Annotated in this window: 30 protein-coding genes and 1 tRNA gene; 14 read left to right on the forward strand and 17 right to left on the reverse strand. The window is 71.2% G+C overall.

The features are described 5' to 3' along the window. The first annotated feature begins 2 nt into the window (after window positions 1-2). From QMG73_RS05315 to QMG73_RS05325, 3 genes are all read left to right on the forward strand, one after another. Entirely contained in the window at window positions 3-1,007 is a 1,005-nt protein-coding gene (locus QMG73_RS05315) for a hypothetical protein (RefSeq protein WP_281892809.1), read from the forward strand. 10 nt (window positions 1,008-1,017) lie between these two features. Beyond that, window positions 1,018-1,494: a thioredoxin-dependent thiol peroxidase gene (gene bcp / locus QMG73_RS05320; RefSeq protein WP_281892811.1), complete on the forward strand. Its 477-nt coding sequence runs from the start codon at window positions 1,018-1,020 to the stop codon at window positions 1,492-1,494. A gap of 22 nt (window positions 1,495-1,516) precedes the next feature. Then, window positions 1,517-1,603: transfer RNA gene (locus QMG73_RS05325), tRNA-Leu, on the forward strand. An 11-nt stretch (window positions 1,604-1,614) separates the two neighbouring features. On the opposite strand, the gene QMG73_RS05330 is transcribed toward QMG73_RS05325, so the two are convergent. Together QMG73_RS05330 and QMG73_RS05335 are read right to left on the reverse strand one after the other, a co-directional pair. After that, window positions 1,615-1,989, reverse strand: a complete 375-nt coding sequence (locus tag QMG73_RS05330; protein WP_281892812.1) for a type II toxin-antitoxin system VapC family toxin — start codon at window positions 1,987-1,989, stop codon at window positions 1,615-1,617. Further along, a complete protein-coding gene (locus tag QMG73_RS05335) occupies window positions 1,986-2,243 on the reverse strand; it encodes a type II toxin-antitoxin system Phd/YefM family antitoxin (RefSeq protein WP_281892813.1) in 258 nt (85 codons plus the stop codon). The genes QMG73_RS05330 and QMG73_RS05335 overlap by 4 nt, the downstream gene beginning before the upstream one ends. 64 nt (window positions 2,244-2,307) lie before the next feature. On the opposite strand from QMG73_RS05335, the gene QMG73_RS05340 reads away from it, so the two are divergent. Continuing rightward, window positions 2,308-2,826 carry a GNAT family N-acetyltransferase gene (locus QMG73_RS05340; protein WP_281892815.1) on the forward strand — a complete coding sequence of 173 codons (519 nt, stop codon included), beginning with the start codon at window positions 2,308-2,310 and terminating at the stop codon, window positions 2,824-2,826. Between the two features lie 180 nt (window positions 2,827-3,006). Here QMG73_RS05340 and QMG73_RS05345 read toward each other — a convergent pair whose 3' ends face one another. After that, window positions 3,007-3,906 (reverse strand): expansin EXLX1 family cellulose-binding protein, encoded by a 900-nt coding sequence (locus tag QMG73_RS05345; RefSeq protein ID WP_281892816.1) that lies wholly within the window; start codon window positions 3,904-3,906, stop codon window positions 3,007-3,009. Between the two features lie 79 nt (window positions 3,907-3,985). Further along, window positions 3,986-4,819 (reverse strand): class I SAM-dependent methyltransferase, encoded by an 834-nt coding sequence (locus tag QMG73_RS05350; protein ID WP_281892817.1) that lies wholly within the window; start codon window positions 4,817-4,819, stop codon window positions 3,986-3,988. Window positions 4,820-4,875: 56 nt separating this feature from the next. Between QMG73_RS05350 and QMG73_RS05355 the strand changes: the two genes are divergently transcribed. From QMG73_RS05355 to hutH, 6 genes are read left to right on the forward strand one after another with little or no spacing between them, the layout of a single operon-like run. Further along, window positions 4,876-5,700, forward strand: a complete 825-nt coding sequence (locus QMG73_RS05355; RefSeq protein ID WP_281892818.1) for a MurR/RpiR family transcriptional regulator — start codon at window positions 4,876-4,878, stop codon at window positions 5,698-5,700. A 13-nt stretch (window positions 5,701-5,713) separates the two neighbouring features. Beyond that, on the forward strand, window positions 5,714-7,357 hold the full coding sequence (hutU, locus tag QMG73_RS05360; RefSeq protein WP_281892819.1) for a urocanate hydratase: 1,644 nt from the start codon (window positions 5,714-5,716) through the stop codon (window positions 7,355-7,357). Beyond that, on the forward strand, window positions 7,354-8,502 hold the full coding sequence (locus tag QMG73_RS05365; protein ID WP_281892821.1) for an allantoate amidohydrolase: 1,149 nt from the start codon (window positions 7,354-7,356) through the stop codon (window positions 8,500-8,502). The genes hutU and QMG73_RS05365 overlap by 4 nt, the downstream gene beginning before the upstream one ends. Then, a complete protein-coding gene (locus QMG73_RS05370; protein WP_281892822.1) occupies window positions 8,499-9,785 on the forward strand; it encodes a formimidoylglutamate deiminase in 1,287 nt (428 codons plus the stop codon). The genes QMG73_RS05365 and QMG73_RS05370 overlap by 4 nt, the downstream gene beginning before the upstream one ends. Then, complete coding sequence (hutI, locus tag QMG73_RS05375; protein ID WP_281892823.1) at window positions 9,782-10,948, forward strand: imidazolonepropionase; 1,167 nt, start codon at window positions 9,782-9,784, stop codon at window positions 10,946-10,948. The genes QMG73_RS05370 and hutI overlap by 4 nt, the downstream gene beginning before the upstream one ends. Continuing rightward, window positions 10,945-12,480, forward strand: coding sequence for a histidine ammonia-lyase (hutH, locus tag QMG73_RS05380; protein WP_281892824.1), 1,536 nt, complete (start codon window positions 10,945-10,947; stop codon window positions 12,478-12,480). The genes hutI and hutH overlap by 4 nt, the downstream gene beginning before the upstream one ends. A gap of 58 nt (window positions 12,481-12,538) precedes the next feature. Here the strand turns inward: hutH and rdgB are convergent, their stop codons facing one another. Both rdgB and rph read right to left on the reverse strand, forming a co-directional pair. Next, a complete protein-coding gene (gene rdgB / locus QMG73_RS05385; protein ID WP_281892825.1) occupies window positions 12,539-13,153 on the reverse strand; it encodes an RdgB/HAM1 family non-canonical purine NTP pyrophosphatase in 615 nt (204 codons plus the stop codon). A 31-nt stretch (window positions 13,154-13,184) separates the two neighbouring features. Continuing rightward, complete coding sequence (gene rph, locus QMG73_RS05390; RefSeq protein WP_281892826.1) at window positions 13,185-13,910, reverse strand: ribonuclease PH; 726 nt, start codon at window positions 13,908-13,910, stop codon at window positions 13,185-13,187. A 78-nt stretch (window positions 13,911-13,988) separates the two neighbouring features. On the opposite strand from rph, the gene QMG73_RS05395 reads away from it, so the two are divergent. Together QMG73_RS05395 and QMG73_RS05400 are read left to right on the forward strand one after the other, a co-directional pair. After that, complete coding sequence (locus tag QMG73_RS05395) at window positions 13,989-14,261, forward strand: type II toxin-antitoxin system Phd/YefM family antitoxin (RefSeq protein WP_281892828.1); 273 nt, start codon at window positions 13,989-13,991, stop codon at window positions 14,259-14,261. Further along, window positions 14,258-14,659 carry a type II toxin-antitoxin system VapC family toxin gene (locus QMG73_RS05400; protein ID WP_281892829.1) on the forward strand — a complete coding sequence of 134 codons (402 nt, stop codon included), beginning with the start codon at window positions 14,258-14,260 and terminating at the stop codon, window positions 14,657-14,659. The genes QMG73_RS05395 and QMG73_RS05400 overlap by 4 nt, the downstream gene beginning before the upstream one ends. On the opposite strand, the gene QMG73_RS05405 is transcribed toward QMG73_RS05400, so the two are convergent. The 4 genes from QMG73_RS05405 to QMG73_RS05420 all read right to left on the reverse strand — a co-directional run bounded on the left by QMG73_RS05405 (window position 14,626) and on the right by QMG73_RS05420 (window position 18,574). Next, window positions 14,626-15,492, reverse strand: coding sequence for an SGNH/GDSL hydrolase family protein (locus tag QMG73_RS05405; RefSeq protein ID WP_281892830.1), 867 nt, complete (start codon window positions 15,490-15,492; stop codon window positions 14,626-14,628). The genes QMG73_RS05400 and QMG73_RS05405 overlap by 34 nt on opposite strands. Beyond that, complete coding sequence (locus QMG73_RS05410) at window positions 15,486-16,613, reverse strand: glycosyltransferase (RefSeq protein ID WP_281892832.1); 1,128 nt, start codon at window positions 16,611-16,613, stop codon at window positions 15,486-15,488. The genes QMG73_RS05405 and QMG73_RS05410 overlap by 7 nt, the downstream gene beginning before the upstream one ends. Next, window positions 16,610-17,752 (reverse strand): glycosyltransferase family 4 protein, encoded by a 1,143-nt coding sequence (locus tag QMG73_RS05415; RefSeq protein WP_281892834.1) that lies wholly within the window; start codon window positions 17,750-17,752, stop codon window positions 16,610-16,612. Before QMG73_RS05415 ends, QMG73_RS05410 begins: the two co-directional genes overlap by 4 nt. Window positions 17,753-17,827: 75 nt before the next feature. Further along, window positions 17,828-18,574 (reverse strand): MBL fold metallo-hydrolase, encoded by a 747-nt coding sequence (locus tag QMG73_RS05420; RefSeq protein ID WP_281892835.1) that lies wholly within the window; start codon window positions 18,572-18,574, stop codon window positions 17,828-17,830. Window positions 18,575-18,802: 228 nt separating this feature from the next. On the opposite strand from QMG73_RS05420, the gene QMG73_RS05425 reads away from it, so the two are divergent. After that, window positions 18,803-19,210 (forward strand): hypothetical protein, encoded by a 408-nt coding sequence (locus QMG73_RS05425; RefSeq protein WP_281892837.1) that lies wholly within the window; start codon window positions 18,803-18,805, stop codon window positions 19,208-19,210. Between the two features lie 70 nt (window positions 19,211-19,280). Here QMG73_RS05425 and QMG73_RS05430 read toward each other — a convergent pair whose 3' ends face one another. From QMG73_RS05430 to QMG73_RS05445, 4 genes are read right to left on the reverse strand one after another with little or no spacing between them, the layout of a single operon-like run. After that, the gene (locus tag QMG73_RS05430) at window positions 19,281-20,246 is read right to left on the reverse strand and encodes a PLP-dependent cysteine synthase family protein (protein ID WP_281892839.1); all 966 of its coding nucleotides are present in this window, start codon (window positions 20,244-20,246) and stop codon (window positions 19,281-19,283) included. Window positions 20,247-20,258: 12 nt separating this feature from the next. After that, on the reverse strand, window positions 20,259-20,579 hold the full coding sequence (locus QMG73_RS05435; protein ID WP_281892841.1) for a MoaD/ThiS family protein: 321 nt from the start codon (window positions 20,577-20,579) through the stop codon (window positions 20,259-20,261). Between the two features lie 54 nt (window positions 20,580-20,633). Beyond that, complete coding sequence (locus QMG73_RS05440; RefSeq protein ID WP_281892842.1) at window positions 20,634-21,119, reverse strand: M67 family metallopeptidase; 486 nt, start codon at window positions 21,117-21,119, stop codon at window positions 20,634-20,636. A 25-nt stretch (window positions 21,120-21,144) separates the two neighbouring features. After that, window positions 21,145-22,029 carry a LysR family transcriptional regulator gene (locus QMG73_RS05445; RefSeq protein WP_281892843.1) on the reverse strand — a complete coding sequence of 295 codons (885 nt, stop codon included), beginning with the start codon at window positions 22,027-22,029 and terminating at the stop codon, window positions 21,145-21,147. A 78-nt stretch (window positions 22,030-22,107) separates the two neighbouring features. On the opposite strand from QMG73_RS05445, the gene QMG73_RS05450 reads away from it, so the two are divergent. Continuing rightward, window positions 22,108-22,962 carry an aldo/keto reductase gene (locus tag QMG73_RS05450; protein WP_281892845.1) on the forward strand — a complete coding sequence of 285 codons (855 nt, stop codon included), beginning with the start codon at window positions 22,108-22,110 and terminating at the stop codon, window positions 22,960-22,962. On the opposite strand, the gene QMG73_RS05455 is transcribed toward QMG73_RS05450, so the two are convergent. The 3 genes from QMG73_RS05455 to QMG73_RS05465 all read right to left on the reverse strand — a co-directional run bounded on the left by QMG73_RS05455 (window position 22,959) and on the right by QMG73_RS05465 (window position 25,240). Continuing rightward, window positions 22,959-23,459, reverse strand: a complete 501-nt coding sequence (locus QMG73_RS05455; RefSeq protein WP_281892847.1) for a DUF2017 domain-containing protein — start codon at window positions 23,457-23,459, stop codon at window positions 22,959-22,961. The two genes, QMG73_RS05450 and QMG73_RS05455, sit on opposite strands and share 4 nt — an antisense overlap. A gap of 16 nt (window positions 23,460-23,475) precedes the next feature. Then, the gene (gene clpS, locus QMG73_RS05460; protein ID WP_265251493.1) at window positions 23,476-23,766 is read right to left on the reverse strand and encodes an ATP-dependent Clp protease adapter ClpS; all 291 of its coding nucleotides are present in this window, start codon (window positions 23,764-23,766) and stop codon (window positions 23,476-23,478) included. Between the two features lie 82 nt (window positions 23,767-23,848). After that, window positions 23,849-25,240 (reverse strand): hypothetical protein, encoded by a 1,392-nt coding sequence (locus QMG73_RS05465; RefSeq protein WP_281892850.1) that lies wholly within the window; start codon window positions 25,238-25,240, stop codon window positions 23,849-23,851. Between the last annotated feature and the right edge of the window lie 130 nt (window positions 25,241-25,370).

A 25,370-nucleotide genomic window follows, 5' to 3' on the forward strand; every position in this document is an offset into this window, starting at 1 on the left:
CGGTGCTGGCGATCCCCGTGCCCGCGTACGCGCACGGTGCCGACGCTCCCGACGGCACCAACTACCGCACGGCTGTCACATCGGCGCCTTCCCTGGCGGGCTTGCGGGTCCGCACCGTCGAGGCGGGCGCGCGTCTGGAACTCGTCAACCGCACCGGCCGCACGATCGAGGTGCTCGGATACGACGGCGAGCCCTACCTGGAGGTACGCCCCGACGGGGTGTACGAGAACACGAACTCCCCCGCCACCTACCTCAACGACTCCCTCGCCGGCGACGCGGAGGTGCCCTCGACCGCGAACCCGACGCTGCCGCCCGCGTGGCGCAAGGCCGCCGGTGAGCCGGTCTGGCGCTGGCACGACCACCGGACACATTGGATGAGCGCCACGCCACCGCCGGCCGTCCAGTCCGATCCGGGCCGGGTGCACCGGGTACGCGACTGGGTCGTACCGCTGCGTGACGGTGTGACCACAATGGACGTACGCGGCACGCTCGACTGGCTGCCCCCGCCCAGCCCTGGCCTGTGGTGGGCGATGTGCCTGCTCGCCGCCATCGGCGTGGGCGCGCTCGGGCTCTGGCGGCGCGCCCTGCCGATCATCGCCGCCGTCGCCATCGCGGTCGGGCCGCTCGCCATCGCGTACGCGGTCGCGCGCGAACTCGACGCCGGGGCGGACGGATTCGGAGGCGTGCTGCGGGGACTTCTCATCGGGCAGGTCTGGCCGATCCTGACCGCGCTCGCCGCCGTGGCCGCCGGGATTGCCGCGCTGGCCCGCCGGGCATCCGCCGACTTCGCGCTGGCGCTCGGTGGCACGTGCGTCGCGATCTTCGCGGGGGCGGCCAACGCGGCCGTGTTCGCGCGCGCGATCGCCCCGGTGCCGTGGTCGGCGACCTGGGCTCGCGTCGTGGTGGCCGCCGTCCTGGCGGGCGGCGCCGGAGTGGCGATCGCAGGGGTGATCCGCCTGCGGGCGGCGGCCACGTCGTGGCAGGGCGCTACTCCGGTACCGGAGTAGTGTTTCGCCCATGAGTGAGACCCCTCGCCTGGCCGCCGGCGACGCGGCGCCCGACTTCACGCTCCCCACCGACGAGGGCGAGACCCTCTCGCTGAAGGAGCTGCGCGGACGCAAGGTCGTCCTGTACGCGTACCCGGCCGCGATGACGCCCGGCTGCACCAAGCAGGCGTGCGACTTCCGGGACTCGCTCGCCTCACTCCAGGCCGCCGGCTACGAGGTGGTCGGCATCTCTCCCGACAAGCCGGCGAAGCTGGCCAAGTTCCGCGAGCACGACGCGCTGACGTTTCCGCTGGTCTCCGACCAGGACAAGGCCGTGCTGACGGCTTACGGGGCGTACGGCGAGAAGCAGCTCTACGGCAAGACGGTCACCGGCGTGATCCGCTCCACATTCGTCATCGACGAAGAGGGCCGGATCGAGCGGGCGCTCTACAACGTCAAAGCCACCGGGCATGTCGCGAAGCTCCGCAAAGACCTGGGCCTCGACTGACGCTCTACAATCTGCAAGGCCCGCGGGAGTGGCGTAATTGGCAGCCGCGCCAGGTTTAGGTCCTGGTGTCCGAGAGGACGTAGGGGTTCGAGTCCCCTCTCCCGCACCACCTCACCGTCGCTAAGCGACGATCACCGGCACCTCGTATCTGCGGATGTCGGCGTCTCTGGTCACCAGCATCAGATCGGCGCACCGCGCCTGCGCCACGAGCATGCGGTCGAACGGATCGCGGTGCAGCATCGGCAACCGCCCGGCGGCCACCGCATGCTCGGCTGTGACACCCAACTCCTTGAACCCGCTGTTGCGCAGGCGCTCGGCCAGGTCAGCCGGCTCCTTGATCTTGCCGGCGGCCTGCTTGATCGCGATCTCCCACACCGAAACCGGGCTGAGGTAGACATCCGGCTCGCCGTCCAGCACGGACTTGAGGGTGTCGGAGAGAGTCGGGTCGTCAGCAAGCCACCAGAGCACGACGTGCGTATCGAGCAGGAGCCTCACGAACTCGCCCCGAAGTCGCTCGCGATCTGCTCGTTGACCTCGGCGGCGTCCCAGTCTTCAGCCAGCACGAGACGCCCACGCAGCGAGCCACGACCGATCCGGTTGACCTTGCGATGCAGGGGGATCACCTTCGCGACAGGCGTGCCGGCGCGACTGATCACGATCTCCTCGCCGCGCTCGACGCGATCGATGATCCGGGACAGGTTGGTCTTGGCATCGTGGATGTTGAACTGTGCGGCGGCTTCGTTCGACATGACCGACCTCCTTAGCTAAGAGGTTAGCCCACTTGAGGGCTGAAGTCCCGTGGAGGATGGAGCGGTGGGCGTTGAATTCGTGCTGGATCCTGAGCTGACCGACGAGCTGCGCGACGAGATCGTGTCGCTGTGGACCGATGTGACGAACGCTGGCGGGGCGGTCGGGTTCGTGGCGCCAGTCACATCCGGCGAGGTGCGGCCGATGGCGCAAGCGGCCTTCGCGGCGATCGGTGAGGGGCCTGACCGGCTGCTGCTGGGATACGAGGACGGGCGCGTGGTCGCCATGCTGATCTTCGTGGACAACCGGTTCGCGCTGAAGGACCACTGGTGCACGCTCAAGCGGGTCATGGTGCACCCAAGCTGCCAGGGGCGCGGGTACGGCGTCGCGATCATGCGCGAGGCCGAACGCATCGCGCGGGAGAGCGGGTGGGACGCGCTGCACGTGACCGCGCGCGGCGGCCTGGGGTTGGAGCGGTTCTACACCGGCCTCGGATACAAGGAGGTCGGCCGCCTGCCGGGCGCGCTGCGCGTCGCACCCGGCGACGACCGCGACGAGGTCCTGATGTGGCTCCCCCTGCGCTAAAAGGACTTTCGAGCTACCGCGACGGACGTCGCGGCAGCTCAAAGCCCGCTGCGGGCGTCGATCAAGGGCATTCGCATGGATCAAGGGCGAATGCACGCGGAAATGAGATCCAACCGTGTGTATTCGCCCTTGATCAGCGTGCCGGGCATGGCGACACGCCGTCACGGGCGGGCGGGGGCGCTAGCAGGGTTGGTCGGCGGCTGCCAGGACGGCGTCTTTCTGCTGGGGTGCGGCCACTGAGGTGGCCTCGGGCGTTGGGGACGGCGGTGGGGAGGATTGGGTTGGGGATGGGGTTGGCTTGGTCGACGCCGTCTTCTTCGGGGTTGGTGACGCTGGGGCGACCTTGGGGGCGGAGCCGGCGCCGTACATGAAGACGCTGGTGCGCTGCGTCTGCTCCGGCGCCATCTTCACGCCGGTGGCGGTGGCCTGCTGGCCGTACACGTCGGTGACCCGGATGGTGTACGGGCCGGAGCCGAGCCCGCTCTCGTACAGCCAGTAGTTGTAGTCCTTGCGCGCGGTCTTCCGCCAGGTCGAGCCGCTCTTGACCTCGACGGAGCGCAGCGGGTTGCCGTGGTTGCCGACCAGTACGGCGAACCAGTACCGCGACGCGCCCTCCTTGATCCGGAACGTGAGAGGGCCGGGCAGCGACGGGTTGATCACCGCCTTGTAGGTGACCGAGACGATGCCCTGCACCGGGTCAGCGATCTTGGCGAACGCCTCCTTGCTCAGGTCGATGTGGCCAGCGGCGCACTCCGGGCACTGGTCCATGATCAGCACGCGTACCTTGCCCTTGGGCCCGGTCACGTCGAGGTACCCGCCGCAGGCGGCGGCGTCCGCGTACTCGGACGGGCTGAGCGCGACGTAGAGGCGGTTGCTGGGCGCGCTGACGTTGGAGCAGTTGCCCCCGCCGCCCTGCGAGTCGTAGAACGTCGCCTTGCCCTTGTGGGTGGCGCTTCCCGTCGGCGGGGCGGCACAGGCGGGCGCGGCACCGGACTGTACCGCCAGGGCGACACCGACCGCGGCGGCGACGAGGCCGAAGCAGCCACCGATGAGCCAGCGGACCGAAAGGCGTTTGATCACGCGGCATGATGTTGCCCGACCGCCGAGTGGCCGGGCAACGCTTCTAATCCAGATATAAGGAGACCCTCCCCCGGGAGGGTTACCAGGCCAGACCGATGCCGTCGCCGGGGAACCAGTGGTCGCGCGGTGTCTCGCGGTAGGCCAGGAACTTGCGGCCGGTGCGGGCGGCGTGCTCGGCCAGCACGTTGGTGACCATGACGTTGTCGGTCAACAGCATCGCGCCGGACGCCAGTTTCGGCTCGATGGCCTCGAACTCGCGGCGTTCGTGGGCGACGCTGTGGTCACTGTCGTGCAGGAACAGGTCGACCGGCCGGTCGAGCGCCTCGATCGAGGCGATGGAGTCGCCGACGACCAGGTCGACGACGTCTGACCAGGGCGCGACCTTCGCCAGGTATCCCGCCTCGGGGTTGATGTCGAGCGACGTGACCCGGCCAGGGGCGCCCTCGTCGGCGTTGCGCAGCAGTGCGGCCGCGAGCACGCAGGTGCCGAGCCCTTTGTCGACGCCGGTCTCCACGATGTGCGCGGGACGGCGGGACCGCACGATCGCGTACCAGCCGAGGCGTCGCGCGAACCGCACGCGCTTGTCCGCGAGGCCGCGCCGCGCGGACGCCGCGGTCGCCTCCTCGATGTGCCGGCGCAGCGCGTCGTCGCCCTCCAACTCGGAGAGGTATCCCTTGACCTGCTTGACCGGGGTGTCGCAGGTGACGCTGACGAACCATGCGAGGTGCTCGCGGCTCAGTCTGGTCAGGTCATATGTGTAGTTGTGATGTTCGCGGGAGGTGAAGAGCCAGCGGGCGGACGTGCGGAGCACCCGGGCGTCGTGACGCGCCACTCGCAGCAGCCGCTTGGGGAAGGCGGCGACGGGGGCGAGCGGGGTGCTGGCGATCCTGCGGCGGAGATTGACGGGGTCCATCGCGGTGAGTTCTACCACAGCTTGTGCCTGAATGAGTTCATGCATAGAGTCGGGCTGTGAATGACAACGGGGTCGCGGGGCTCTTTCGGGGCGTCCGGCTCACCCCGACGCAGCGGCGCATCGCGCACAGCCTGGTGCAGCACGCGGCATCGGCGGCATACCTGTCCGCGGCCGAGGTCGCCGACCTGGCCCGGGTCAGCCAGCCGTCGGTGACCCGGTTCGCGATGGCGCTGGGCTACGACGGATACCCGGGACTGCGCCAGCGGCTCCGCGAGCTGCTCGGCAGCGTTCCCGCGCCGGCCGAGGGCGACGAACTCCAGCAGGCCCTGCGGGCCGAGGCAGATCACCTCAACCGCCTCGCCGACCAGCTCGCCGACCGCGCGGCGCTCGCGGAAGCGGGCGCGCTGCTCGCCGGGAGCAGGCCCCTTCCGGTACTGGGACTGCGTGCCGCGGCACCGCTGGCCGGCTACTTCGCGTACTTCGCCGCGAAGGTGCTGCCCGACGTCCGGGTACTCGACGCCGGCGGCAGCCTGCTCACCGACCGGCTCGAGCAGGCCCGCGCCGCAGGTGCGACCGCCCTGCTCGCGATCGTGCTGCCGAGGTACCCGCGCGAGGCGCTCGACGTGCTGCGTGAGGCGCACGAGGCTGGGATGTCCGTCGTGGCGGTCACCGACTCGCCGGTCAGCCCGGTGGTCGAGTACGCCGACCTGGTGCTGCCCGCCGCGGTGGGCTCGCAACTGGTCTTCGATCTGCACACCGCCCCGATGGCGCTGTGCATGGCGGTGCTGCAGGCGATCTGCGACGCGGCGCCGGATGAAGTACAGCGGCGACTTGAGCAGTTCGAGCAGTCAGTCAGCCGCCGCCAGGTGTTCACTAACTGAAGGGGGGGTCCTCATGTCCGTCCGTGCCGCGCGAGGCGCCGAACGCTCCGCCCGTGGCTGGCCTCAAGAGGCCGCGCTACGGATGCTGATGAACAACCTCGACCCCGACGTGGCCGAGCGCCCCGACGACCTCGTCGTCTACGGCGGCACCGGCAAGGCCGCCCGGGACTGGCCGTCGTACCACGCGCTCGTGCGCACCCTCACGACCCTCGCGGACGACGAGACGATGCTCGTGCAGTCCGGCCGCCCCGTCGGTGTGTTCCGCACGCACGAGTGGGCCCCACGGGTGCTGATCGCCAACTCGAACCTGGTCGGCGACTGGTCGACCTGGACCGAGTTCCGCCGGCTGGAGCGGCTCGGCCTCACGATGTACGGCCAGATGACCGCCGGCTCCTGGATCTACATCGGCACCCAGGGCATCCTGCAGGGCACCTACGAGACGTTCGCGGCCGTCGCCGCCAAGCGGTTCGGCGGGTCGCTCGCCGGCACGCTCACGCTCACCGCCGGCTGTGGCGGGATGGGCGGCGCGCAGCCCCTGGCCGTCACCATGAACGGTGGCGCCTGCCTCGTCATCGACGTCGACCCGGCGCGACTCCAGCGGCGCGTGCAGACCCGGTACCTCGACACCGTGGCGTCCACTCTGGACGAGGCGCTCACCACGGTCGCGAACGCCCGCCGGGAGCGCCGCGCCCTGTCCGTCGGCGTGGTGGGCAACGCCGCCACCGTCTTCCCCGAGCTGCTCCGCCGCGGCGTCGAGATCGACATCGTCACCGACCAGACGAGCGCGCACGACCCGCTGGCGTACGTGCCGGAAGGGGTCGACCTCGCCGACGCGCCGGACTACGCCGCGAGCAAGCCCGACGAGTACACCGATCGGGCGCGCGCCTCGATGGCGAAGCACGTCGAGGCGATGGTCGGCTTCCTCGACGCGGGCGCCGAGGTCTTCGACTACGGCAACTCGATCCGCGGCGAGGCGCAACTCGGCGGGTACGCCCGCGCGTTCGCGTTCCCCGGCTTCGTGCCGGCGTACATCCGGCCGCTGTTCTGCGAGGGCAAGGGCCCGTTCCGGTGGGCGGCACTCTCCGGCGACCCGGCCGACATCGCGGCCACCGACCGCGCGGTGCTCGAACTCTTCCCGGAGAACGAGTCGCTGGCCCGCTGGATCAAGCTCGCCGGCGAGCGGGTGGCGTTCCAGGGACTGCCGGCCCGGATCTGCTGGCTCGGGTACGGCGAGCGCGACCGCGCCGGCACGCGCTTCAACGACATGGTGGGTTCCGGCGAGCTGAAGGCGCCCGTCGTGATCGGCCGCGACCATCTCGACTGCGGCTCGGTCGCTTCGCCGTACCGGGAGACCGAGGCGATGGCCGACGGCTCCGACGCGATCGCCGACTGGCCGCTGCTCAACGCGCTCGTCAACACCGCGTCGGGTGCGTCGTGGGTGTCGATCCACCACGGTGGCGGTGTCGGCATTGGACGGTCGATCCACGCCGGGCAGGTCTGCGTCGCCGACGGCACGCCGATCGCGCGGGAGAAAATCGAGCGGGTACTGACCAACGATCCCGGCATGGGCGTGATCCGGCACGTGGACGCCGGATACGAGTCAGCGGCGGACGTCGCCACTACGCGCGGAGTCCGCATCCCCATGGGCGAGTCATGACTCGCTTCCGGGAGTTGTGGGATCAGCTCGCCCCGATCGGGCGCGACCCGGACAGCGGCGGGTACCTGCGGTACGCGTGGACGCCGGCCGAGTTGGCGTGCCGCGAGTGGTTCCGGGCGCAGGCGGACGCGCGGGACATGCCCGTCGAGGAGGACGGCAACGGAAACCTGATCGCGTGGTACGGCTCGGGCAGCGGGCCGGCCGTGCTCACCGGATCGCACTTCGACTCGGTGCCGCACGGCGGGGCGTACGACGGTCCACTGGGGATCGTCAGCGCGTTCCTGGCCGTCGACCGGCTGCCGCGTCCCACCGACCGGCCGATCGGCGTCGTCGCCTTCGCCGAGGAGGAGGGCGCACGGTTCGGCGTGCCCTGTCTCGGGTCGCGGCTGCTCACCGGCGCCATCGAGCCGGCTCGGGCGGCCGCGCTGACCGATCGTGCCGGGGTGACCGTCGAGGCGGCTCTGGGCGCTCGGCCCACCGGCAACACCGGCCTGCTCGACCGGGTGAGCCGATACGTGGAACTGCACATCGAGCAGGGGCGGGCGCTGGAGGTACCGGTCGGCGTGGGCACCGCCATCTGGCCGCACGGCCGGTGGCGCCTGGACTTCGCCGGCGAGGCCAACCACGCCGGCACCACGCGCATGGCCGACCGGCGCGACCCGATGCTCACGTACGCGTACACGGTGCTCGCGGCCAACAAGGAGGCTCGGCTCCGAGGCGCGCACGCCACGGTGGGGCGCGTGTCGGTCGAGCCGAACGCCACGAACGCGGTACCGGCGCTCGTGCGGGGCTGGCTGGACGCCCGTGCCGCCGACGCGGAAACGTTGAGTGGGCTCGTCGAGGCGGTACACAAGCGGGCGGTCGAGCGGGCCGCACGCGACGGCACGACCGTCACGCTGACTGAAGAGTCGGTCAGCCCGGTCGTCGACTTCGACGGCGGGCTCGTCGACAGCTGCGCGAGGCTGCTCGACGCGCCGGTACTCCCGACGGCAGCCGGCCACGACGCCGGGGTGCTGTCAGCACACGTACCCACCGTGATGCTCTTCGTGCGCAATCCGACGGGCGTCTCGCACTCCCCCGTGGAGCACGCGACCGACGAAGACTGCGAGGCCGGCATCGAGGCGCTCGCGGCGGTGCTCGCATGACCACGTATCACGCCGAGTACGCGTGGGTGGACGGCTCACCAGCGCGCGACGTGCTGATCGACGTGGACGGTGGGCGGATCACGACGGTCACGGCGAACGCCGAGCCCCGCGGCACGCCGCTGCGAGGGCTCACGTTGCCGGGGCTCGCCAACGGGCATTCGCACGCGTTTCATCGGGCGCTGCGGGGACGGGCGAACGTGCGGGGCACCTTCTGGCACTGGCGCGAGCGGATGTACGACCTGGCCGCCCGGCTCACCCCGGACACGTACCGCGACCTGGCCCGCGCCACGTACGCCGAGATGGCGCTCGCCGGCATCACCTGCGTGGGCGAGTTCCACTACCTGCACCACGGTCCCGGCGGTACGCCCTACGCCGACCCGAACGAGATGTCGGCCGTACTGGTCGAAGCCGCCGCCGAAGCGGGCATCCGCATCACACTGCTGGACGCCTGTTATCTTTCCTCCACAGTAGACGGTCAACCACTGTCAGGCGTACAGGAGCGGTTCGGCGACGGCGACGCCGAGCGCTGGGCCGCCCGCGTCGACGCCCTCAAACCACCGCCCCACGCGCTTGTCGGCGCCGCCATCCACTCGGTACGCGCCGTGCCGGCCGCGCAAATCCCCACCGTCGCCGCGCGGGGCGGCCCGCTGCACGTCCACCTCTCCGAGCAGCGCGCCGAAAACGCGGCATGCCAGGCGTACCACCACCGCACGCCCACCGAGCTGCTCGCCGACGCGGGAGTGCTCGGCCCGCGTACCACCGCGGTGCACGCCACGCACCTCACCGACGGCGACCGCACCGAACTGGGCGACACCAACACCGGCGTGTGCCTGTGCCCCACCACCGAACGCGACCTCGCCGACGGGATCGGGCCGGCCCGCGCGCTCGCCGACGCGGGCAGCCCGCTCAGCCTCGGCAGCGACAGCCACGCCATCATCGACATTCTCGAAGAGGCCCGCGCGATGGAAATGGACGAGCGGCTGCACACCGAACGCCGCGGCCACTTCACCACCGCCGAGCTCGTGGCGGCCGCCACCGCGCACACGGCGCTCGGCTGGCAGGACGCCGGAGCCCTCCTCCCCGGCCACCGGGCCGACCTCGTGACGATCACATTGGACAGTCCACGCACCGCCGGCACGGGCCCCGATGGCGTCCTCTTCGCGGCCACCGCCGCCGACGTCACCGGCGTCGTCGTCGACGGCCGCGAGGTGGTGCGCGACGGGCGCCACCTGACGATCGACGTACCGGCCGCACTCCGCCACGCCATCAAGGCGGTCACATGAATCTTTTGATAGACAACATCGGCGAGCTGGTCACGAACGAGCCGCGCATGGGGAAGGGGCCGCTCGGGATCGTCCAGCGCGCCGCCATCCTCGTCGAGGACGGCACGGTCGCCTGGGTGGGCCGGTCCGCGTACGCCCAGCCGGCCGACCGGCGGCTCGACGCCGAGGGCGCCGCCGTGCTGCCGGGCTTTGTGGACAGTCACGCCCACCTCGTGTTCGCGGGCGACCGGGCCGCCGAGTTCGCCGCACGGATGGCCGGTGAGCGGTACAACGGCGGCGGCATCCGCACCACCGTCGCCGCCACGCGGGCGGCCAGCGACGATGACCTGCGCGACACCGCCGGACGGCTGTGCCGCGAAGCGCTGCGGCAGGGCACCACCACGATCGAGATCAAGAGTGGGTACGGCCTGAGCGTCACCGACGAGGAACGGTCCCTGCGGATCGGCCGCGAGTTCACGGACGAGACGACGTTCCTCGGCGCCCACGTCGTGCCGGCCGAGTACGCCGACCGCGTCGACGACTATGTCGGCCTGGTCTGCGGCCCGATGTTGCGCGCCGCCGCGCCGTACGCCCGCTGGATCGACGTGTTCTGCGAGCAGGGTGCCTTCGACGCCGACCACTCCCGGGCGATCCTGACGGTCGGGCAGGCCGCCGGGCTGGGTGTGCGGGTGCACGCCAACCAGCTCGGCGCCGGGCCGGGCGTGCGGCTGGCCGTCGAGCTGGGCGCCGCCAGCGCCGACCACTGCACACATCTGAGTGCCTCCGATGTGGACGCCCTCGCCAGCTCGTCCACTGTGGCCACACTCCTGCCGGGTGCCGAGTTCTCGACCCGCTCGCCGTACCCGGACGCCCGCCGGCTGCTCGACGCCCGGGTGACGGTCGCACTGGCCACCGACTGCAACCCCGGTTCCTCGTACACGTCCTCGATGCCCTTCTGCATCGCGCTCGCGGTGCGCGAGATGGGCATGACCCCGGCGGAGGCGGTCTGGTCCGCCACCGCGGGCGGCGCGAAGGCGCTGCGCCGCACGGACATCGGCGTCCTGCGACCCGGCGCCCGAGCCGACCTGACCGTGCTCGACGCACCGTCCCACCTGCACCTGGCCTACCGGCCGGGCGTTCCACTCATCCGCCACGTCATGCACAACGGGGTGCTGCTCGAATGACCATCACCGTACTTCCCACCGGGGTCTCCCCCGCCGACGTCCACACCGTCGCTCGCTCCACCGCGCGGGTGACGCTGGCACCGTCCACACTGGACGCCATGACCACGAGCCGCGACATCGTCGACCGCATCGAGCGCGACGGCCGGCCCGTCTACGGCGTCTCCACCGGCTTCGGCGCGCTGGCCAACACGTTCATCGAGCCGGAGCGGCGTGCCGAGCTCCAGCACGCGCTGATCCGGTCGCACGCGTCCGGCGTCGGCGCGCCCATGCCCCGCGAGGTCGTGCGGGCGATGATGCTACTGCGGGTGCGCTCGCTGGCGCTGGGGCGCTCCGGCGTACGCCCGCTCATCGCACAGTCGCTCGTCGACCTGCTCAACCACGACATCACACCGTGGGTTCCCGAGCACGGCTCGCTCGGCGCGTCCGGCGACCTCGCACCGCTCGCCCACTGCGCGCTGGTGCTGCTGGGCGAGGGCTGGGTACTGGACAAGTCTGGCGCGCGCCTCGACGGTGGCGAAGCGCTGCACCGTGCCGGGCTCCGCCCGATCGAGCTGTCCTCAAAGGAGGGTCTCGCGCTCATCAACGGCACCGACGGCATGCTCGGCATGCTGCTGCTGGCGATCGAGGACGCCGGGCACCTCTTCACGATGGCCGACGTGACCGCCGCGCTCGCCATCGAGGCGATGCTCGGCACCGATCGGCCGTTCCTGCCGGAGTTGCACGCGATCCGGCCACACCCCGGGCAGGCGGTGTCGGCGGCGAACATCCATCGCCTGCTCCAGAACTCGGGAGTGATGGACTCGCACCGCAACGACATGGTGCACGCCGTGCAGGACGCGTACTCGATGCGCTGCGCGCCCCAGGTGGCCGGCGCCGCTCGCGACACGCTCGGGTTCGCCGCCTCGGTGGCCGACCGCGAGTTGGCAAGCGTGGTCGACAACCCGGTCGTACTGCCCGACGGCCGCGTCGAGTCCACCGGCAACTTCCACGGTGCTCCCCTCGGCTTCGCGGCGGACTTCCTCGCGATCGCGGCGGCCGAGGTCGGTGCGATCGCGGAGCGCCGGGTCGATCGCCTGCTCGACGTGTGCCGCTCCCGCGAGCTGCCGGCGTTCCTCACCCCTGACCCGGGAGTCAACTCCGGCCTGATGATCGCCCAGTACACCGCCGCCGGCATCGTCGCCGAGAACCGGCGGCTCGCGTCACCGGCCTCAGTGGACTCCGTGCCCACGTCCGGCATGCAGGAGGATCACGTCTCGATGGGGTGGGCGGCGGCGGTCAAACTGCGCCGCGTGCTCGACAACCTGACCAGCCTGCTGGCCGTCGAGCTGCTCGCCGGCGTACGCGGTCTGCAGTTGCGCGCGCCGCTGACACCGTCGCCCGCTGGCCGGCTCGCGACGGCCGCGGTCGAGCGCTTCGCCGGCACGCCCGGACCCGACGTGTTCCTCGCCCCGGTCCTCGAACAGGCCCGGTCAGCGGTGGCCGGCCGCTCGTTGCGCGAGGCGATCGAGCGAGAACTGGGCCCCCTCCTCTAACCCCACCCGTGATCAGGGCGTCCCTCAAGTCGTTAGAGCGACTTGAGGGACGCCCTGATCACGCTGCTAGGAGGGTCTTCGCGATCACCTTGGCGAGGGCGCGGAACGCCTTGCCCCGATGGCTGATCGCGTCTTTCTCCTCGGGGGTCAGCTCGGCGTTCGTCCTGGTCTGGTCCTCCGCCACGAAGATCGGGTCGTAGCCGAACCCACCCTCGCCGCGCGGCCCCCGGATCAGCCGGCCGGCCTGCCGCCCGTCGACCAGGTGCTCCTTGCCGCCCGGCAGCACCAGCGCCGCCGCGCACACGAACGCCGCCCCGCGGTTCTCGTCCGGCAGGTCGGAGATCTGGGCGAGCACCAACTCCAGGTTGGCCTTGTCGTCACCGTGCCGCCCGGCCCAGCGGGCGCTGAACACTCCCGGCATGCCAGAGAGCGCGTCCACCGCCAGCCCGGAGTCGTCAGCGACCGTCGGCAGCCCCGTGTACTTGACGCCCTCGCGCGCCTTGAGCAGCGCGTTCTCGCCGAACGTCAGGCCGGTCTCCGGCGCCTCCGGGTATTCCGGCACGTCGCCGAGCCCGACGAGCTCGATCGCGTGCCGGCCGAGCGCGTGGTCGAGGATGCGCTGCAACTCGACGAGCTTCTTCGCGTTGCGGGTGGCGAGCAGCAGTTTCGTCATGCGTCACCGCCCGCAGCCGGCACCGCCGCGGTCATGCGAGTGCCGCCTGCTGGATCGCGGCCAGCTCGCGGCAGCCGGCCACACCCAGGTCGAGCAGCGCGTCGAGCTGTGCCCGGTCGAACACGCCGGACTCGCCCGTGCCCTGCACCTCGACGAAGTCACCCGCGCCGGTGCAGACGATGTTCATGTCGACCTCGGCGGTCACGTCTTCCTCGTAGCAGAGGTCGAGCCGCGCTTCACCCTTGATGACCCCGACGCTCACCGCCGCCACCGACCGGTGCACCGCGTCGCCGGGCTTTCCGGCGAGCAGCCCCCGCTTCGCCATCCAGGTGACCGCGTCGTGCAGCGCGACGTACGCCCCCGTGATCGCCGCGGTGCGGGTGCCGCCGTCGGCCTGGAGCACGTCACAGTCCAGCACGACGGAGTTTTCGCCGAACGCCTTCAGGTCGATGCACGCCCGCAGGCTGCGGCCGATCAGGCGGGAGATCTCGTGCGTGCGACCACCCACGCGCCCCTTGATGCTCTCCCGGTCAGATCGGGTCGTCGTGGCGCGTGGCAGCATGCTGTACTCGGCCGTCACCCAGCCGAGGCCGGAGCCCTTACGCCAGCGGGGCACGCCCTCGGTGACGCTCGCCGTGCACAGCACTCTGGTGGCGCCGAACTCCACCAGGACCGAGCCTTCGGGGTGCACGCTCCACTGCCGGGTCAGCGTCACCGGACGCAGTTGGTCGGGCTGCCGCCCATCAGGTCGTCCCATGCCGCCACCCTAGTGTTCGCGCTCGGGTCGGAGCTCGCGGCACCCCAATGTAGTACATCAGGTAGTACGATCGCGGGTATGGATCAGATCCCCATCAGGACGCTCAACCAGCAGACCGCTGAGGTGCTGGCGCGCGTCGAGCATGGCGAGATCGTCGAGGTGACCAACCGCGGTCGACCCATCGCGCGCATCGTGCCGATCGCTCCAGACGCCATGTTGGACCTGGTCGCGTCGGGGGTCGCGGTCCCGCCCACGGTTACCGGTCCGATTCCGATGCCCGCGACGCCGGCGAGCCCCGGCTCGGAGGCGGGCGCGCTGCTGACCGAACTGCGCGACGAGGAGCGCTGGTGATCTACCTTGACACCGCCGCGCTCGTGAAGCTGACACGCGTCGAGGCAGAGACCGCCGCGCTGACCACGTGGCTCAACGACCGCACAGCCGAGCCGCTCGTCGCGTCGGCGCTCGTCGAGGTGGAGCTGCCTCGGGCCCTGCGCCGATCGGAGCCGGGCGTGCTCGGCGCCGTCGCGGGGGTCGTCGCACGGCTGTACCGGATCGAGATCAACGCGGCGGTTCGAGCCACCGCCGGGGCGTACACCGACCCGAACCTCCGGTCACTCGACGCGATCCACCTGGCCACAGCGGAGTTGCTGGTCGCCTCCGGCAAGTCGCTGAGCGCGTTCGTCACCTACGACAAGCGGCTGGCGGTCGCCGCTGATCACGCCGGCTTGCCGGTGATCGCGCCGGGCTGAGCCGCTGCGCCGGGCTCCGAGGCGAGAGCGGCGGCGATTTCTTGTTGGAGGCGGTCGTCGAGGCGGTGGGCGGCGCCACGCAGGTCGTACCACCACTCGGCCACCGCCAGGCGGGCCAGCTGTGGCACCAGGTCGGTGGAGCGGCGGTACAGCCAGTGGACGCCCTCGGTCGCCAGCCAGCGGATCTGTGCGCGGGTGGTCGGCGGCGGGTTGGCCGGCTCGGCGTCCGGGCGGCGGTGCACCGGCACGCCGTGCGCGGCCAGCAGGTCGAAGTACGCGCCCGCCAGCAGGCGGTGACCACGCTCTCCCGGGTGCAGCCGGTCGACGCTCCACATGCGAGGGTCGTACACGTCTGGCAGCAGCGGAATGTGCAGGTGCAGCCCTGGCACCCGGTCGAACACCGCGTGGGTGACCGCGTTGACAGCGGCGATGCGGCGGGCCAGCGGCCGGGCCAGGGACGCCGGTAGGTGAAACATCCGGCCGGGCTCGGGCAGGCAGGCGGTCAGCACCAGCGCGCCGGCCCGGTGCAGGGCGCTGGCGGTGTGGTCGAGCGCGGCACCGATCGCCGCCACGTCGAACCCGCGCCGCAGCGTGTCGTTGACTCCCACGATCACGGCGGCCACGTCCGGCTCGTGGTCGAGTGCGGTGGGCAGTTGGGTGTACGCCACGTCAGCCGCGAGGGCGCCGCTGCACGCCAGGTTGTGGAACGCGACCTGCCCCGGCGGTGCCAGGCCATCGGCGAGCAGCGACGCCCAGCCGCGCCAGCCGCCGCCGGGCATCGGGTCGCCGTAGCCGGCCGTCGTCGAGTCGCCCAGCGCCACGAACGTCACCACGACGGCACCTCCGCTCGCACGCCATGCGCCCGGAGGAAGCCGTCGACCGCCGCCGGCCACGTGAAGAGCTCCGCGCGGGCCCGGGCCGCCGCGCGCCGCTCACCCTCCGGGCGGTCCAGCAGATCGCGTACGCCGCTGGCGAAGGCGGCCCCGGTGCCGGCTGCCGCAATCCCCGCCGGGCCGACCACCTCGGGCAGCGCGCTGGCGGAGTTGACCACGACCGGGGTGCCGCAGGCCAACGCCTCCAACCCTGCGAGGCCAAACGTCTCGACCGGCCCGGGCGCCAGTACCACGTCGGCGCTGGCCAGCAGCCCAGCGATCACCGAACGGTCCGGCACGAACCCGGCGAACCGCACAGGCAACCGGGCCGCCCGGTACGCGAGCGCGGCTCGCCGTGGACCATCGCCGATCACGACCAGCGCAGCCGGTACGCCGGCGTCGCGCAGCGCCCTCAACGCGTCGACCGATACCTCGGGGTGCTTCTCGCCGGAGAGGCGTCCACAGTGCACCAGCAGCACTTCCCCGTCGGGCGCCCACCGTGCCCGGACGGCGGGATCGCGCCGCCGCGGGTGGAACGTGTCGAGGTCGACGCCCAGCGGCACCTCGACGAGGTTCTCGACGCCGAGCCGGCGGAACTCCGCCGCCGCCCACGATGTCGTGCACACGATCCGGTCGTACGCGGCCGCGGTGCGCCGGTTCGCGACATCGGCCAGCCCGGACCGGATCGCCGCCGGTACGCCCCACACGGCGAGCAGGCCGTCGAGGCTCTCGTGCGAGACCATGATCGAGGGTACGCCACGCTCTCGCGCCCACCGCCCGGTCCAGCGCAGCGTCGACCGGTCGGAGACCTCGATGCGGTCCGGTGCCAGGCTGTCGAGCAACCGGGTGAGCCGCCGCCGCCCCGTGCCCAGTACCCGGTACCCGCCGCTGCCCGGCACCTCGGGGCCGGGCAGCGTGATCACCCTGCCGTGCGGGGTCTCCTCGTCGGAGGCCGTCGGGCCCGGCACGATCAGTACCGGTTCGTGGCCGGCGGCCAGGTACCCCTCGCCCAGGCAGCGCAGGGCGGTGCGGAGTCCACCGGAGCGCGGCATCACGAAGTTGGCGAGCCGCACGAGCCTCACGCTGCTACCGGTACCTGGGTCGGTACGCCCGGGCCGGCGAGCACCGCTCGGTAGTGGGCGATCAGCTCGTCACCGACCGCTGCCCAGGAGCGGGCGGCGACCTCGGCGCGCGCGGCGCTGCCGTACCGCTGGCGCAGTCCAGGGTCGGCGACCAGCTCGGCCACGGCCTCGGCCAGCGCGGCACCGTCACCGGGCGGCACCAGTGATCCGGTCAGCCCCGGCGTGACCAGGTCCATCGGTCCGCCGGCGGCCGGTGCGACCACCGGCAGTCCGCTGGCGAGCGCTTCCTGCACGGTCTGCCCGAACGTCTCGTACGGTCCCGTGTGCGCGAAGATGTCGAGGCTCGCGTAGAGCCGGGCGAGTTGCGCGCCGTGGCGAGCGCCGAGAAACACCGCACCGGGCAGCGCCTTCTCCACGTCGCGGCGGGCCGGCCCGTCCCCGATCACCACGACGCGTACCCCGGGCAGCTTGCAGGTCTCCGCGAGCAGGTCCACGCGCTTCTCGGCGGCCAGCCGGCCCACGTACCCGACCAGCACCTCGCCGTTCGGGGCCAGCGCCCGGCGTACCAGCTCATGGCGCCTTGCCGGCGCGAACCGCTCGGTGTCGACGCCTCGCCGCCAGAGCCACACGCGCTCGACACCGTGCTCGACCAGGTCGGCGGCCGCGCGGGTGGACGGTGCCAGGGTGCGGTCGGCGGCGTTGTGGATCGTGCGCAGCCACCGCCACGCGGTGGCCGAGCCGCGGCCGACGTAGGTGCGCGCGTAGCTCGCGACGTCCGTCTGGTAGACGGCCACGGACGGCAGTTGGTGCTGGCCGGCGAGGGCCACGCCCCGCGCGCCGAGCAGGAACGGGCTGGCCAGGTGGACGATGTCCGGCGCGTACGAGATCAGCGCGTCGGAGAGCCGAGGGCTGGGCAGCCCGAGCCGCAGACCGCGGTAGCGGGGCATCGGCACGCTCGGCACCCGGACGACGGGGTACGGCTGTGCTCCGGTGACGCCGCGCGTCGACGACGCCGGTGCGGGAGCGATGACCATCGGTGCGTGCCCGGCGTCGACCAGGTGCTCGGCGATGCGGACGACGGAGTGCGCGACGCCGTTGACGTCCGGGGCGAACGACTCCGTAATGATCGCGATTCGCATGCGCTCACCGTGCGGGCGGCGCGGGTGCGGCAGGCTACGCCCGGCTGACGCATCGGCGAACAGTGGCGCACAAGTTCAGATCTCGTACCGGGATCCAGGCCGGACGATCTCGATCGGGCCCGAAAAGGCCGCTGACGCGGCATCCCAGGTGTCGGCCTCGCTGCCCCACGCCGCCACCAGATGGGTGAGCAGTAGCTGGCCGACTCCGGCCTTGGTCGCCACCTCGCCCGCCTCGCGGCCAGTGAGGTGCAGGTCAGGCGGGTTGTCGACGCCGTCGATGTAGCTCGCCTCGCACAGGAACAGGTCGGCACCCATGGCCAGGCGGACCAGCGCCTCGCACGGGGCGGTGTCCGACGAGTACGTGAGCACGCTCCCGTTGCTCTCCAGGCGCACGCCGTACGTCTCGACGGGGTGGTTGACCCTGTCGACGGTCACGGTGAACGGGCCGATCGGGAACGTGCCCGGCTGCAGCCCGTAGAACGTGTAGACGTCGTCGACCGGGCCCTCTTCCTGGCTGTACGCCGCGGCGATGCGGTCGGGCGCGCCGGCTGGCGCGTACACCGGCAGGGCCGGCAGGGGGCCACTCGGGTCGTAGCGTCGCACGACGACGTACGTGCAGGCGTCGAGCATGTGGTCGCAGTGCAGGTGGGTCAGCAGGATCGCGTCCACGGCGCGCAAGCCCGCGTACCGCTGGAGGGCCGACAACGAACCGGAGCCGAAGTCGATCAGCAGACGGAAGCCGTCTTCCTCGACGAGATACGCCGAGCACGCTGATTCAGGCCCCGGAAAGCTACCGGCGCAGCCGAGCACAGTCAGTCGCATCCAGTAGCCCCGAAATCACGCACTGCTATCGAGAGTCGCTCGTCGGCGCGACCGAAGATCCGTGCCGACCAGTGTGCCACGGTGCGCAGCCTACGCCGTGACCTGCTCCCGACAGAAAGAACTGATCCAACATGTCGGCAAGGCGACATGTTCCGTGGGGATGGTGCGTTCTGCGAGACAAGTGAGGTCCACCGTTACGAGGAGTGACACGCAACAGTTGCACACAGTGTGAGCGAAGCCGACGAGATGTCCCTTGCCGAAGGTCTCGGCCTCCGGATCCAGCGCGACGCCGTACGCGAGCCGACGCCCGCCCCGACGGGCCTGGCCCGGATCTTCCGGCTGCCCGGCTGGGACGACCCGGCGCCGCCGACCACCCGACTCGCGGCGATGTGCGGGTGGGCCGCGGTGCTCGGGCTCATCGGCCTGGCGATCGCGATCCGGGGCTTCCTCGCCGTACTGGGCGGCACCGCTCCGGCCTGGTACGAGCCCGCGATGGCGGGCATCGGCGTGACCGGTATCGGGCTGACCGTGGGCGCCTTCATGTCAATCCAGCGCCGGCTGCTGCCGTGGTTCATGCTCGCGGCGGCGACCATCCCGCTGATCGCCGCCGTGATCCTAAGCGTCCGCGCCCTCTAGCCCTCCATGATCAGGGCGTCCCTCAAGCTGTTAGAGCGACTTGAGGGACGCCCTGATCATGAGAAACGCGCTAGGCCCAGAGCTGGCCTTCCAGCGCGTCTTCGGCCTCGGCCAGCGTGCCGCCGTACGCGCCCGTGGACAGGTATTTCCAGCCGCCGTCGGCCACGATGAACGCCACGTCGGCCCGCCGCCCCGCCTTGACCGCCTCGTGTGCGACGGCCAGCGCAGCGTGCAGCACCGCCCCGGTCGAGAACCCGACGAAGATGCCTTCGACCTCGACGAGCTGCCGTGTGCGCAGTACCGCGTCGCGGGTGCCGACCGAGAACCGCCGGCTCAGCACGCTCGCGTCGTACAGCTCCGGCACGTAGCCCTCGTCGATGTTGCGCAGCCCGTACACCAGCTCGCCGTATCGCGGCTCGGCCGCCACGATCTCGATGCCCTCGACCTTTTCCCGCAGGTACCGCCCGGTGCCCATGAGCGTGCCGGTGGTGCCGAGCCCGCCGACGAAGTGGGTGATCGTGGGCAGGTCACGCAGCAGCTCGGGCCCGGTCGTCTCGTAGTGGGCTCGGGCGTTCGCCTCGTTGCCGTACTGGAAGAGCATCACCCAGTCGGGGTGCTCGGCCGCGATCTGCTTGGCCGTGGCGACCGCCTGGTTCGATCCGCCCGCCGCTGGCGAGAAGATGATCTCCGCGCCGTACATGCGGAGCAGTTGAACCCGCTCGGTCGAGACGTTCTCCGGCATCACGCACACCAACCGGTACCCCCGCAGCTTCGCCACCATGGCGAGCGAGATGCCGGTGTTGCCGCTGGTGGGCTCCAAGATCGTGTCGCCGGGCCGGAGCCGGCCGGCCGCCTCGGCGGCCCGGACCATGAACAGCGCGGCCCGATCCTTGACCGACCCGGTCGGGTTGCGATCTTCGAGCTTGGCCCACAGCCGCACCGGCGGCGCCCCTTCGGGCACCACCGGTGACAGGCGTGGCAGGCCAACGAGCGGCGTGTTGCCGCATGCGTCGAGCAAGCTTTCGTACCGCGTCATCGCGGCCAACCCCTACAGGCGGTTGCCGAGCATCGCGGCGGCCGCGGCGAAGCCGAAGGCGCCACCGGCGACGGCCGGCAGGATGGTGACGGTGTCACCGTCGGACAGCTTGGCGTCCAGCGCGCCCAGGAAGCGCACGTCTTCGTCATTGACGTAGACGTTGACGAAACGGTGCAGACCGCCCTCGGGCGTCACCAGGCGACCACGCAATCCGGAGTACTTGGCGTCCAGGTCGGAGAGCAGATCGGCGAGCGACTCACCGGAGCCCTCGACGGCCTTCGCGCCGCCGGTGAAATTGCGCAGGATGGTGGGGATGCGAACCTCGATGGCCATGACAGAAAAACTCCTCGGAAAGGATCTCGACAACGGATTGGGGACTGTGAGCGCTCAGCGCGAACACTCGTAGTCGACCGTCGTCGGGCTCTGCCCGAACATGTACGTCTGAACGGCGTGCGGGTCCACGGTCGCATCAACGATCCGGACCGGCTCTTCGGTTACGGCCCCGTCCACGATGCGGAACGACCGGATCTCCTCGACGTCTGGCTCGCGGGTGGAGACCAGCACGTAATGCGCGCCGGGCTCGCCAGCGAGCGAGATGTCGGTGCGCGACGGATATGCCTCGGTGGCGGTGTGCGAGTGGTAGATCACGACCGGCTCCTCGTCACGGTCGTCCATCTCGCGCCACACGCGCAGCTGCTCCATCGAATCGAATCGATAGAACGTCGGCGACCGCTCGGCGTTTTCCATGGCGATGTGCCGGAGCGGCTGGTCGCTGCCGGCCGGGCCCGCGATCACACCGCACGCCTCATCCGGGTGGTCCCGGCGAGCGTGGGCGATGATCGCGTCAACGATCGCCCGGTCGATGGTCAGCACGGCGCCAGCCTACCTCGTGGGGGCGTCAGTCCGTGATGAGCTGTGCCTGGCGCAACAGCGCCGCGGCGGGCGGGCTGGTCGCGCGGCCGGCGGCCAGTGCCACGCAGACGCGCCACGTGTACGCGGACAGCCCGGCCAGCGGCACGGCCCTGACCTGGGTGGGGCGTTTGTGAGCGATGGGACGCGGCACCACGGCTACGCCGAGTCCCTGGCCAACGAAGTCGAGCAGGCTGTGCACGTCGTTGACCTCCACGCCCACCCGCCGCGTGATTTGCCGAGCGATGCACTCCTGCTCGGTGACCTCGCGGGCGCCGAACCCCCGGTGAAAGTCGACGAACGCCTCGCCGGCCAGGTCGTCCCAGTCGACCGAGGCGGCCTCGGCGAGCCGGTGCCCCGGGTGGCACACCAGCATCATCGGCTCGGCGGCGAGCGGGATGAGGTCGAGCTGCTCCGGTGGCTTGCCGTCGACCGCGACCAGGGCCAGGTCGAGGCGACCGGCGCGCAGCTCGGCGCACAGGTCAGCGGTGGCACCCTGGCGCAGCACGATCTCGACATCGGGGTGCCGGTTGCGGAAGTCGGCCAGCAGCTTCGCCACGTCGACCACGCCAAGGCACTGCTCGGCGCCGACCGCGAGGCTGCCCCGGAGCAGCCCTTTGACCGCGGCGACCGCCTGGCGGGCGGCGTCGGCGCTGGCCAGCGTCCGCCGGGCTTCAGCCAGCAGCGCCCGTCCGGCTTCGGTCAGCTCCACCCGTCGGGTACTGCGGACGAAGAGCGAGGCGCCCAGCTCGCGTTCCAGGCTGCGCACCGACGCGGACAGCCCGGACTGGGCGACGCGCATGCGTTCGGCTGCCCGGGTGAAGTGCTGCTCCTCGGCGACCGCTACGAAGTACTCGAGATGTCGCAACTCCACGATTCAGCAGTCTATGCGCTGAATCTGAGCACTTTCTTCTGTTGGACCGCCCTGTGGCAGCGCGCGAGGGTTGAGCCCATGAGGTTCCGCAGCATCGGAGATTTCCAGGTCAGCGCGATCGGCCTCGGCGGCATGCCGATGTCCATCGAGGGGCGCCCCGACGAGGACCGGTCCGTACGCACCATCCACGCCGCGCTGGACGCCGGCATCAACCTGATCGACACCGCCGACGCCTACCACCTGTACGCCGACGAGGTGGGGCACAACGAGTCGCTGATCGCCCGGGCGGTCGCCAGCTATGGCGGCGACTCGTCCGAGGTACTGGTCGCGACCAAGGGTGGCCACCTGCGCCCGGGCGACGGCAGCTGGACGATCGACGGCTCGCCCGAGTACATCAAGTCGGCCTGCGAGGCGTCGCTCAAGCGGTTGGGGGTCGACGCGATCGGCCTGTACCAGCACCACCGGCCCGACCCGAAGGTCCCGTACGCCGACTCGATCGGCGCGATCCGCGACCTGCTCGACGCCGGCAAGATCCGGATGGCGGGCATCTCGAACGCCAACCCGGAGCAGATCCGGCAGGCGGTCGACATTCTCGGTGGGCGCCTGGTGTCGGTACAGAACCAGTTCTCGCCCGCGTTCCGCAGCTCCGAGCCGGAGTTGGCCCTCTGCGACGAGCTCGGCATCGCCTTCCTGCCGTGGTCGCCCCTCGGCGGCATCTCGCGGGCCGGCGAGCTGGGTGGCCGGTTCGCACAGTTCGCGCTGGTGGCCGAGGGGCGCGGCGTCAGCCCACAGCGCGTCTGCCTCGCGTGGATGCTCGCGAAGTCGCCCGTGGTCGTGCCGATCCCGGGCTCCAGCCGTCCGGAGACCATCGAGGACTCCGCCGCCGCGGTCGACCTGGACCTCTCGGCCGACGAGCTAGCGAGCCTGAACTAGCGAGCCTGAACTAGGGCGTTGAGCAGGGACTCCTGCAGGTAACCGAGGTAGGCGTAGACGCTGAGCTGGAAGACGCGGCTCGACGTGGGGTCACGAAGGACCGCGTCGTCCAGCTCCTCGCCGAGGTCGGTGTCGGCCTTGATCTCCAGCCGCACCCCCATCGCCAGCCGCGCGTCGTTGAGCGCGCGCAGCCACGCCTCGGCCTCCTCACCGTCGAGCCGGACCTCCCCGCCGCCGTCGCCGGGCAGTACCGCGAGGATCGCGCCGGCCTGGTCGATCTTGCTGGTCTTGAGGTCGCCCTCGGTGTATCGCCGGAACTCCGCGGAGTTGTGCGGATCCTCCGGGTAGATGTCTGGAAAGAGCCGCTCGACGACCGGATCCTCGTGGTCAAAACCCTCGCTGAGCAGGCCGACGACCTCGGACGCGACCTTTCTCAGCACACGCACCTCGTCGGCGGCGAAGGTCGCCACGCAGTGCGTGCCATTCCGGCGGAACATGCTCACAAAAGCCCCTTCAGGCCTTGTCGACGGTGGCCCACAACCCGTACGCGTGCAGCTGCGACGCGTCGTGCTCCATGCGTTCGCGGGCACCGCTCGACACCACGGCCTTGCCCTTGTGGTGCACGTCCAGCATCAGCTTCTCAGCCTTGTCGCGGCTGTAGCCGAACAGTTTTTGGAAGACCCACGTTACATAGGACATCAGGTTGACCGGGTCGTCCCAGACGATCGTCACCCATGCCCGGTCCGCGACCGGCATCTCGTCAGTGCCCGGGGTCTCGACCGGTGCCACCTGTGGAGCTGCCATGCCCACCATCGTGCCACCGGTTTCGGGCAATCGAGGAACCATACGACTCCCGGTATGCCCCGTCGTGTGGCGAATCCTGTGATTAGATCAGCAAGATCCCATGGTCGATCGCCTCGGCGATCACGCCACCAAGCGACCGGTGAAGCATGTCGAACCGGCGCGAGACCTCCTTGAGCAGATCCAGCTCCACTCCTCGGATCGCCTGCTGCAGCCAGCTCCGGGCACGGTTCGGGTCGGAATTCGCCGGGCTGCGCCAGTGCTGGTAGCAGGCGCCGGACAGGCCGAGCCCGAGCGGCGGGAGCACCGCGTGCCCCGGGTCGGTGTCGTACGCCGCCAGGGCGGCCACGGCGCCATCACCAGTCACAGCGGCCACTCCGGCGGTACTCGTGACGAGCAGTACCCGTTCCAACTCGCCGCCGTCGTCGCTGTCGTCGACGAAGCTCCGGCGGACGGCGATCGTGACCCGGCGGCGGACGCCGGCCACCGGCGCCTCGCCCAGCACGAGCGTGAGCATCTCGTCGAGGACACGATCGGCGGCCGCGTCGCACTCGGCCACCGTGCGCAGCGACAGCGCGTGCATCTCCCGGTCGAGCGCGGCCGGCAGGCCCTCGCAGCCAGCGCCAAAGACGATGTCGTGCACGCAGCGCAGGTGGATGTTGGCCAGCTCGATCGCCAGCCGCTGCCGGACCAGGCGGGCTGAGCTCCGGCACATCCGGTCGAGCCGAGCGGCCCAGTCGGACTCGTGGGCGCTCGGCCCGACCGGGATGCGCCCCTCGGCACCGGGCAGCACCGGCGGGTTGATGCTCGCCCGGTGCAGACCCTCGACGCCCGCCCACGCCACCAGGGCGCGGCGCAGGTAGGCCGGTTCGGCGTCGACGGTGAACCAGGATGCCGCCTCGAACTCCGTCAGGCCCTCCCGCACGGCCTCCACCTCGCTGGTTGGACCGTCGACCGCGAAGAAGAGCGCCACCGGCAGGTCAGACACCGCGGCCAGTACATCGCGCTCGGCGCGATCGGGCGGCTGGTCGCCCACCGCGTAGACCAGCGCGCCGCCGCGTCGCACCACGTCGAGGAAGACGCGGGTGCCGGCGACACCGAGGGTGCGCAGGTCTGGCCCTTCGATCAGCGAGAAGTGCCGCAGCAACGGCTCGGACCTGCCCACCTCGATCCGGCGCGGTGGCCGGGCGGGCGCGGCGCTGCCGTTCGACGGCTTGACGGGGTACGGCTGGGGGTGGCGGGCGCCTGGCAGATAGGCGCGCGCCTCCACCGGCTGCCCCGGTCGTATCACGAGGTAGCTGCCGGTCGGGGTGGCGAGAACAGGAGCGTCTCGTCCCAACAGGGCGCCGATGAGCCGGCCGCGCCCAGGACCCGCGACGACGACCGCGGTCGGCTCGTCGGGCAGGGGCTCAATCAGTGTCGCGCGCATCCGAATCTTGCGCCGTTGCCGCACCCCTCCCGCTGTCGCAGACGTCATCGCCAGGGCCTCCAACTGTGCGTGCGCCCCGCCACTCGTAGCGTTACCGTGCCGGGCCATCGAACCGTACGGGAGCGGCCGCCGAAGTCGACAGGAGGACGACTACTCAGCGCCGACCACTCCGCTACTC

Origin of the sequence: Phytohabitans aurantiacus (assembly GCF_027923225.1) — a bacterium.
Classification (GTDB): Bacteria; Actinomycetota; Actinomycetes; order Mycobacteriales; family Micromonosporaceae; genus Phytohabitans; species Phytohabitans aurantiacus.

Coding starts and splice junctions, on each gene's coding strand:
- bcp (WP_281892811.1), top strand. CDS start 1,018: ATGAGTGAGACCCCTCGCCTGGCCGCCGGCGACGCGGCGCCCGACTTC.
- QMG73_RS05335 (WP_281892813.1), bottom strand. CDS start 2,243: ATGTCGAACGAAGCCGCCGCACAGTTCAACATCCACGATGCCAAGACC.
- QMG73_RS05350 (WP_281892817.1), bottom strand. CDS start 4,819: ATGGACCCCGTCAATCTCCGCCGCAGGATCGCCAGCACCCCGCTCGCC.
- hutU (WP_281892819.1), top strand. CDS start 5,714: ATGTCCGTCCGTGCCGCGCGAGGCGCCGAACGCTCCGCCCGTGGCTGG.
- QMG73_RS05365 (WP_281892821.1), top strand. CDS start 7,354: ATGACTCGCTTCCGGGAGTTGTGGGATCAGCTCGCCCCGATCGGGCGC.
- QMG73_RS05370 (WP_281892822.1), top strand. CDS start 8,499: ATGACCACGTATCACGCCGAGTACGCGTGGGTGGACGGCTCACCAGCG.
- hutI (WP_281892823.1), top strand. CDS start 9,782: ATGAATCTTTTGATAGACAACATCGGCGAGCTGGTCACGAACGAGCCG.
- hutH (WP_281892824.1), top strand. CDS start 10,945: ATGACCATCACCGTACTTCCCACCGGGGTCTCCCCCGCCGACGTCCAC.
- rdgB (WP_281892825.1), bottom strand. CDS start 13,153: ATGACGAAACTGCTGCTCGCCACCCGCAACGCGAAGAAGCTCGTCGAG.
- rph (WP_281892826.1), bottom strand. CDS start 13,910: ATGGGACGACCTGATGGGCGGCAGCCCGACCAACTGCGTCCGGTGACG.
- QMG73_RS05395 (WP_281892828.1), top strand. CDS start 13,989: ATGGATCAGATCCCCATCAGGACGCTCAACCAGCAGACCGCTGAGGTG.
- QMG73_RS05415 (WP_281892834.1), bottom strand. CDS start 17,752: ATGCGAATCGCGATCATTACGGAGTCGTTCGCCCCGGACGTCAACGGC.
- QMG73_RS05420 (WP_281892835.1), bottom strand. CDS start 18,574: ATGCGACTGACTGTGCTCGGCTGCGCCGGTAGCTTTCCGGGGCCTGAA.
- QMG73_RS05430 (WP_281892839.1), bottom strand. CDS start 20,246: ATGACGCGGTACGAAAGCTTGCTCGACGCATGCGGCAACACGCCGCTC.
- QMG73_RS05435 (WP_281892841.1), bottom strand. CDS start 20,579: ATGGCCATCGAGGTTCGCATCCCCACCATCCTGCGCAATTTCACCGGC.
- QMG73_RS05450 (WP_281892845.1), top strand. CDS start 22,108: ATGAGGTTCCGCAGCATCGGAGATTTCCAGGTCAGCGCGATCGGCCTC.
- QMG73_RS05455 (WP_281892847.1), bottom strand. CDS start 23,459: ATGTTCCGCCGGAATGGCACGCACTGCGTGGCGACCTTCGCCGCCGAC.
- clpS (WP_265251493.1), bottom strand. CDS start 23,766: ATGGCAGCTCCACAGGTGGCACCGGTCGAGACCCCGGGCACTGACGAG.
- QMG73_RS05465 (WP_281892850.1), bottom strand. CDS start 25,240: ATGACGTCTGCGACAGCGGGAGGGGTGCGGCAACGGCGCAAGATTCGG.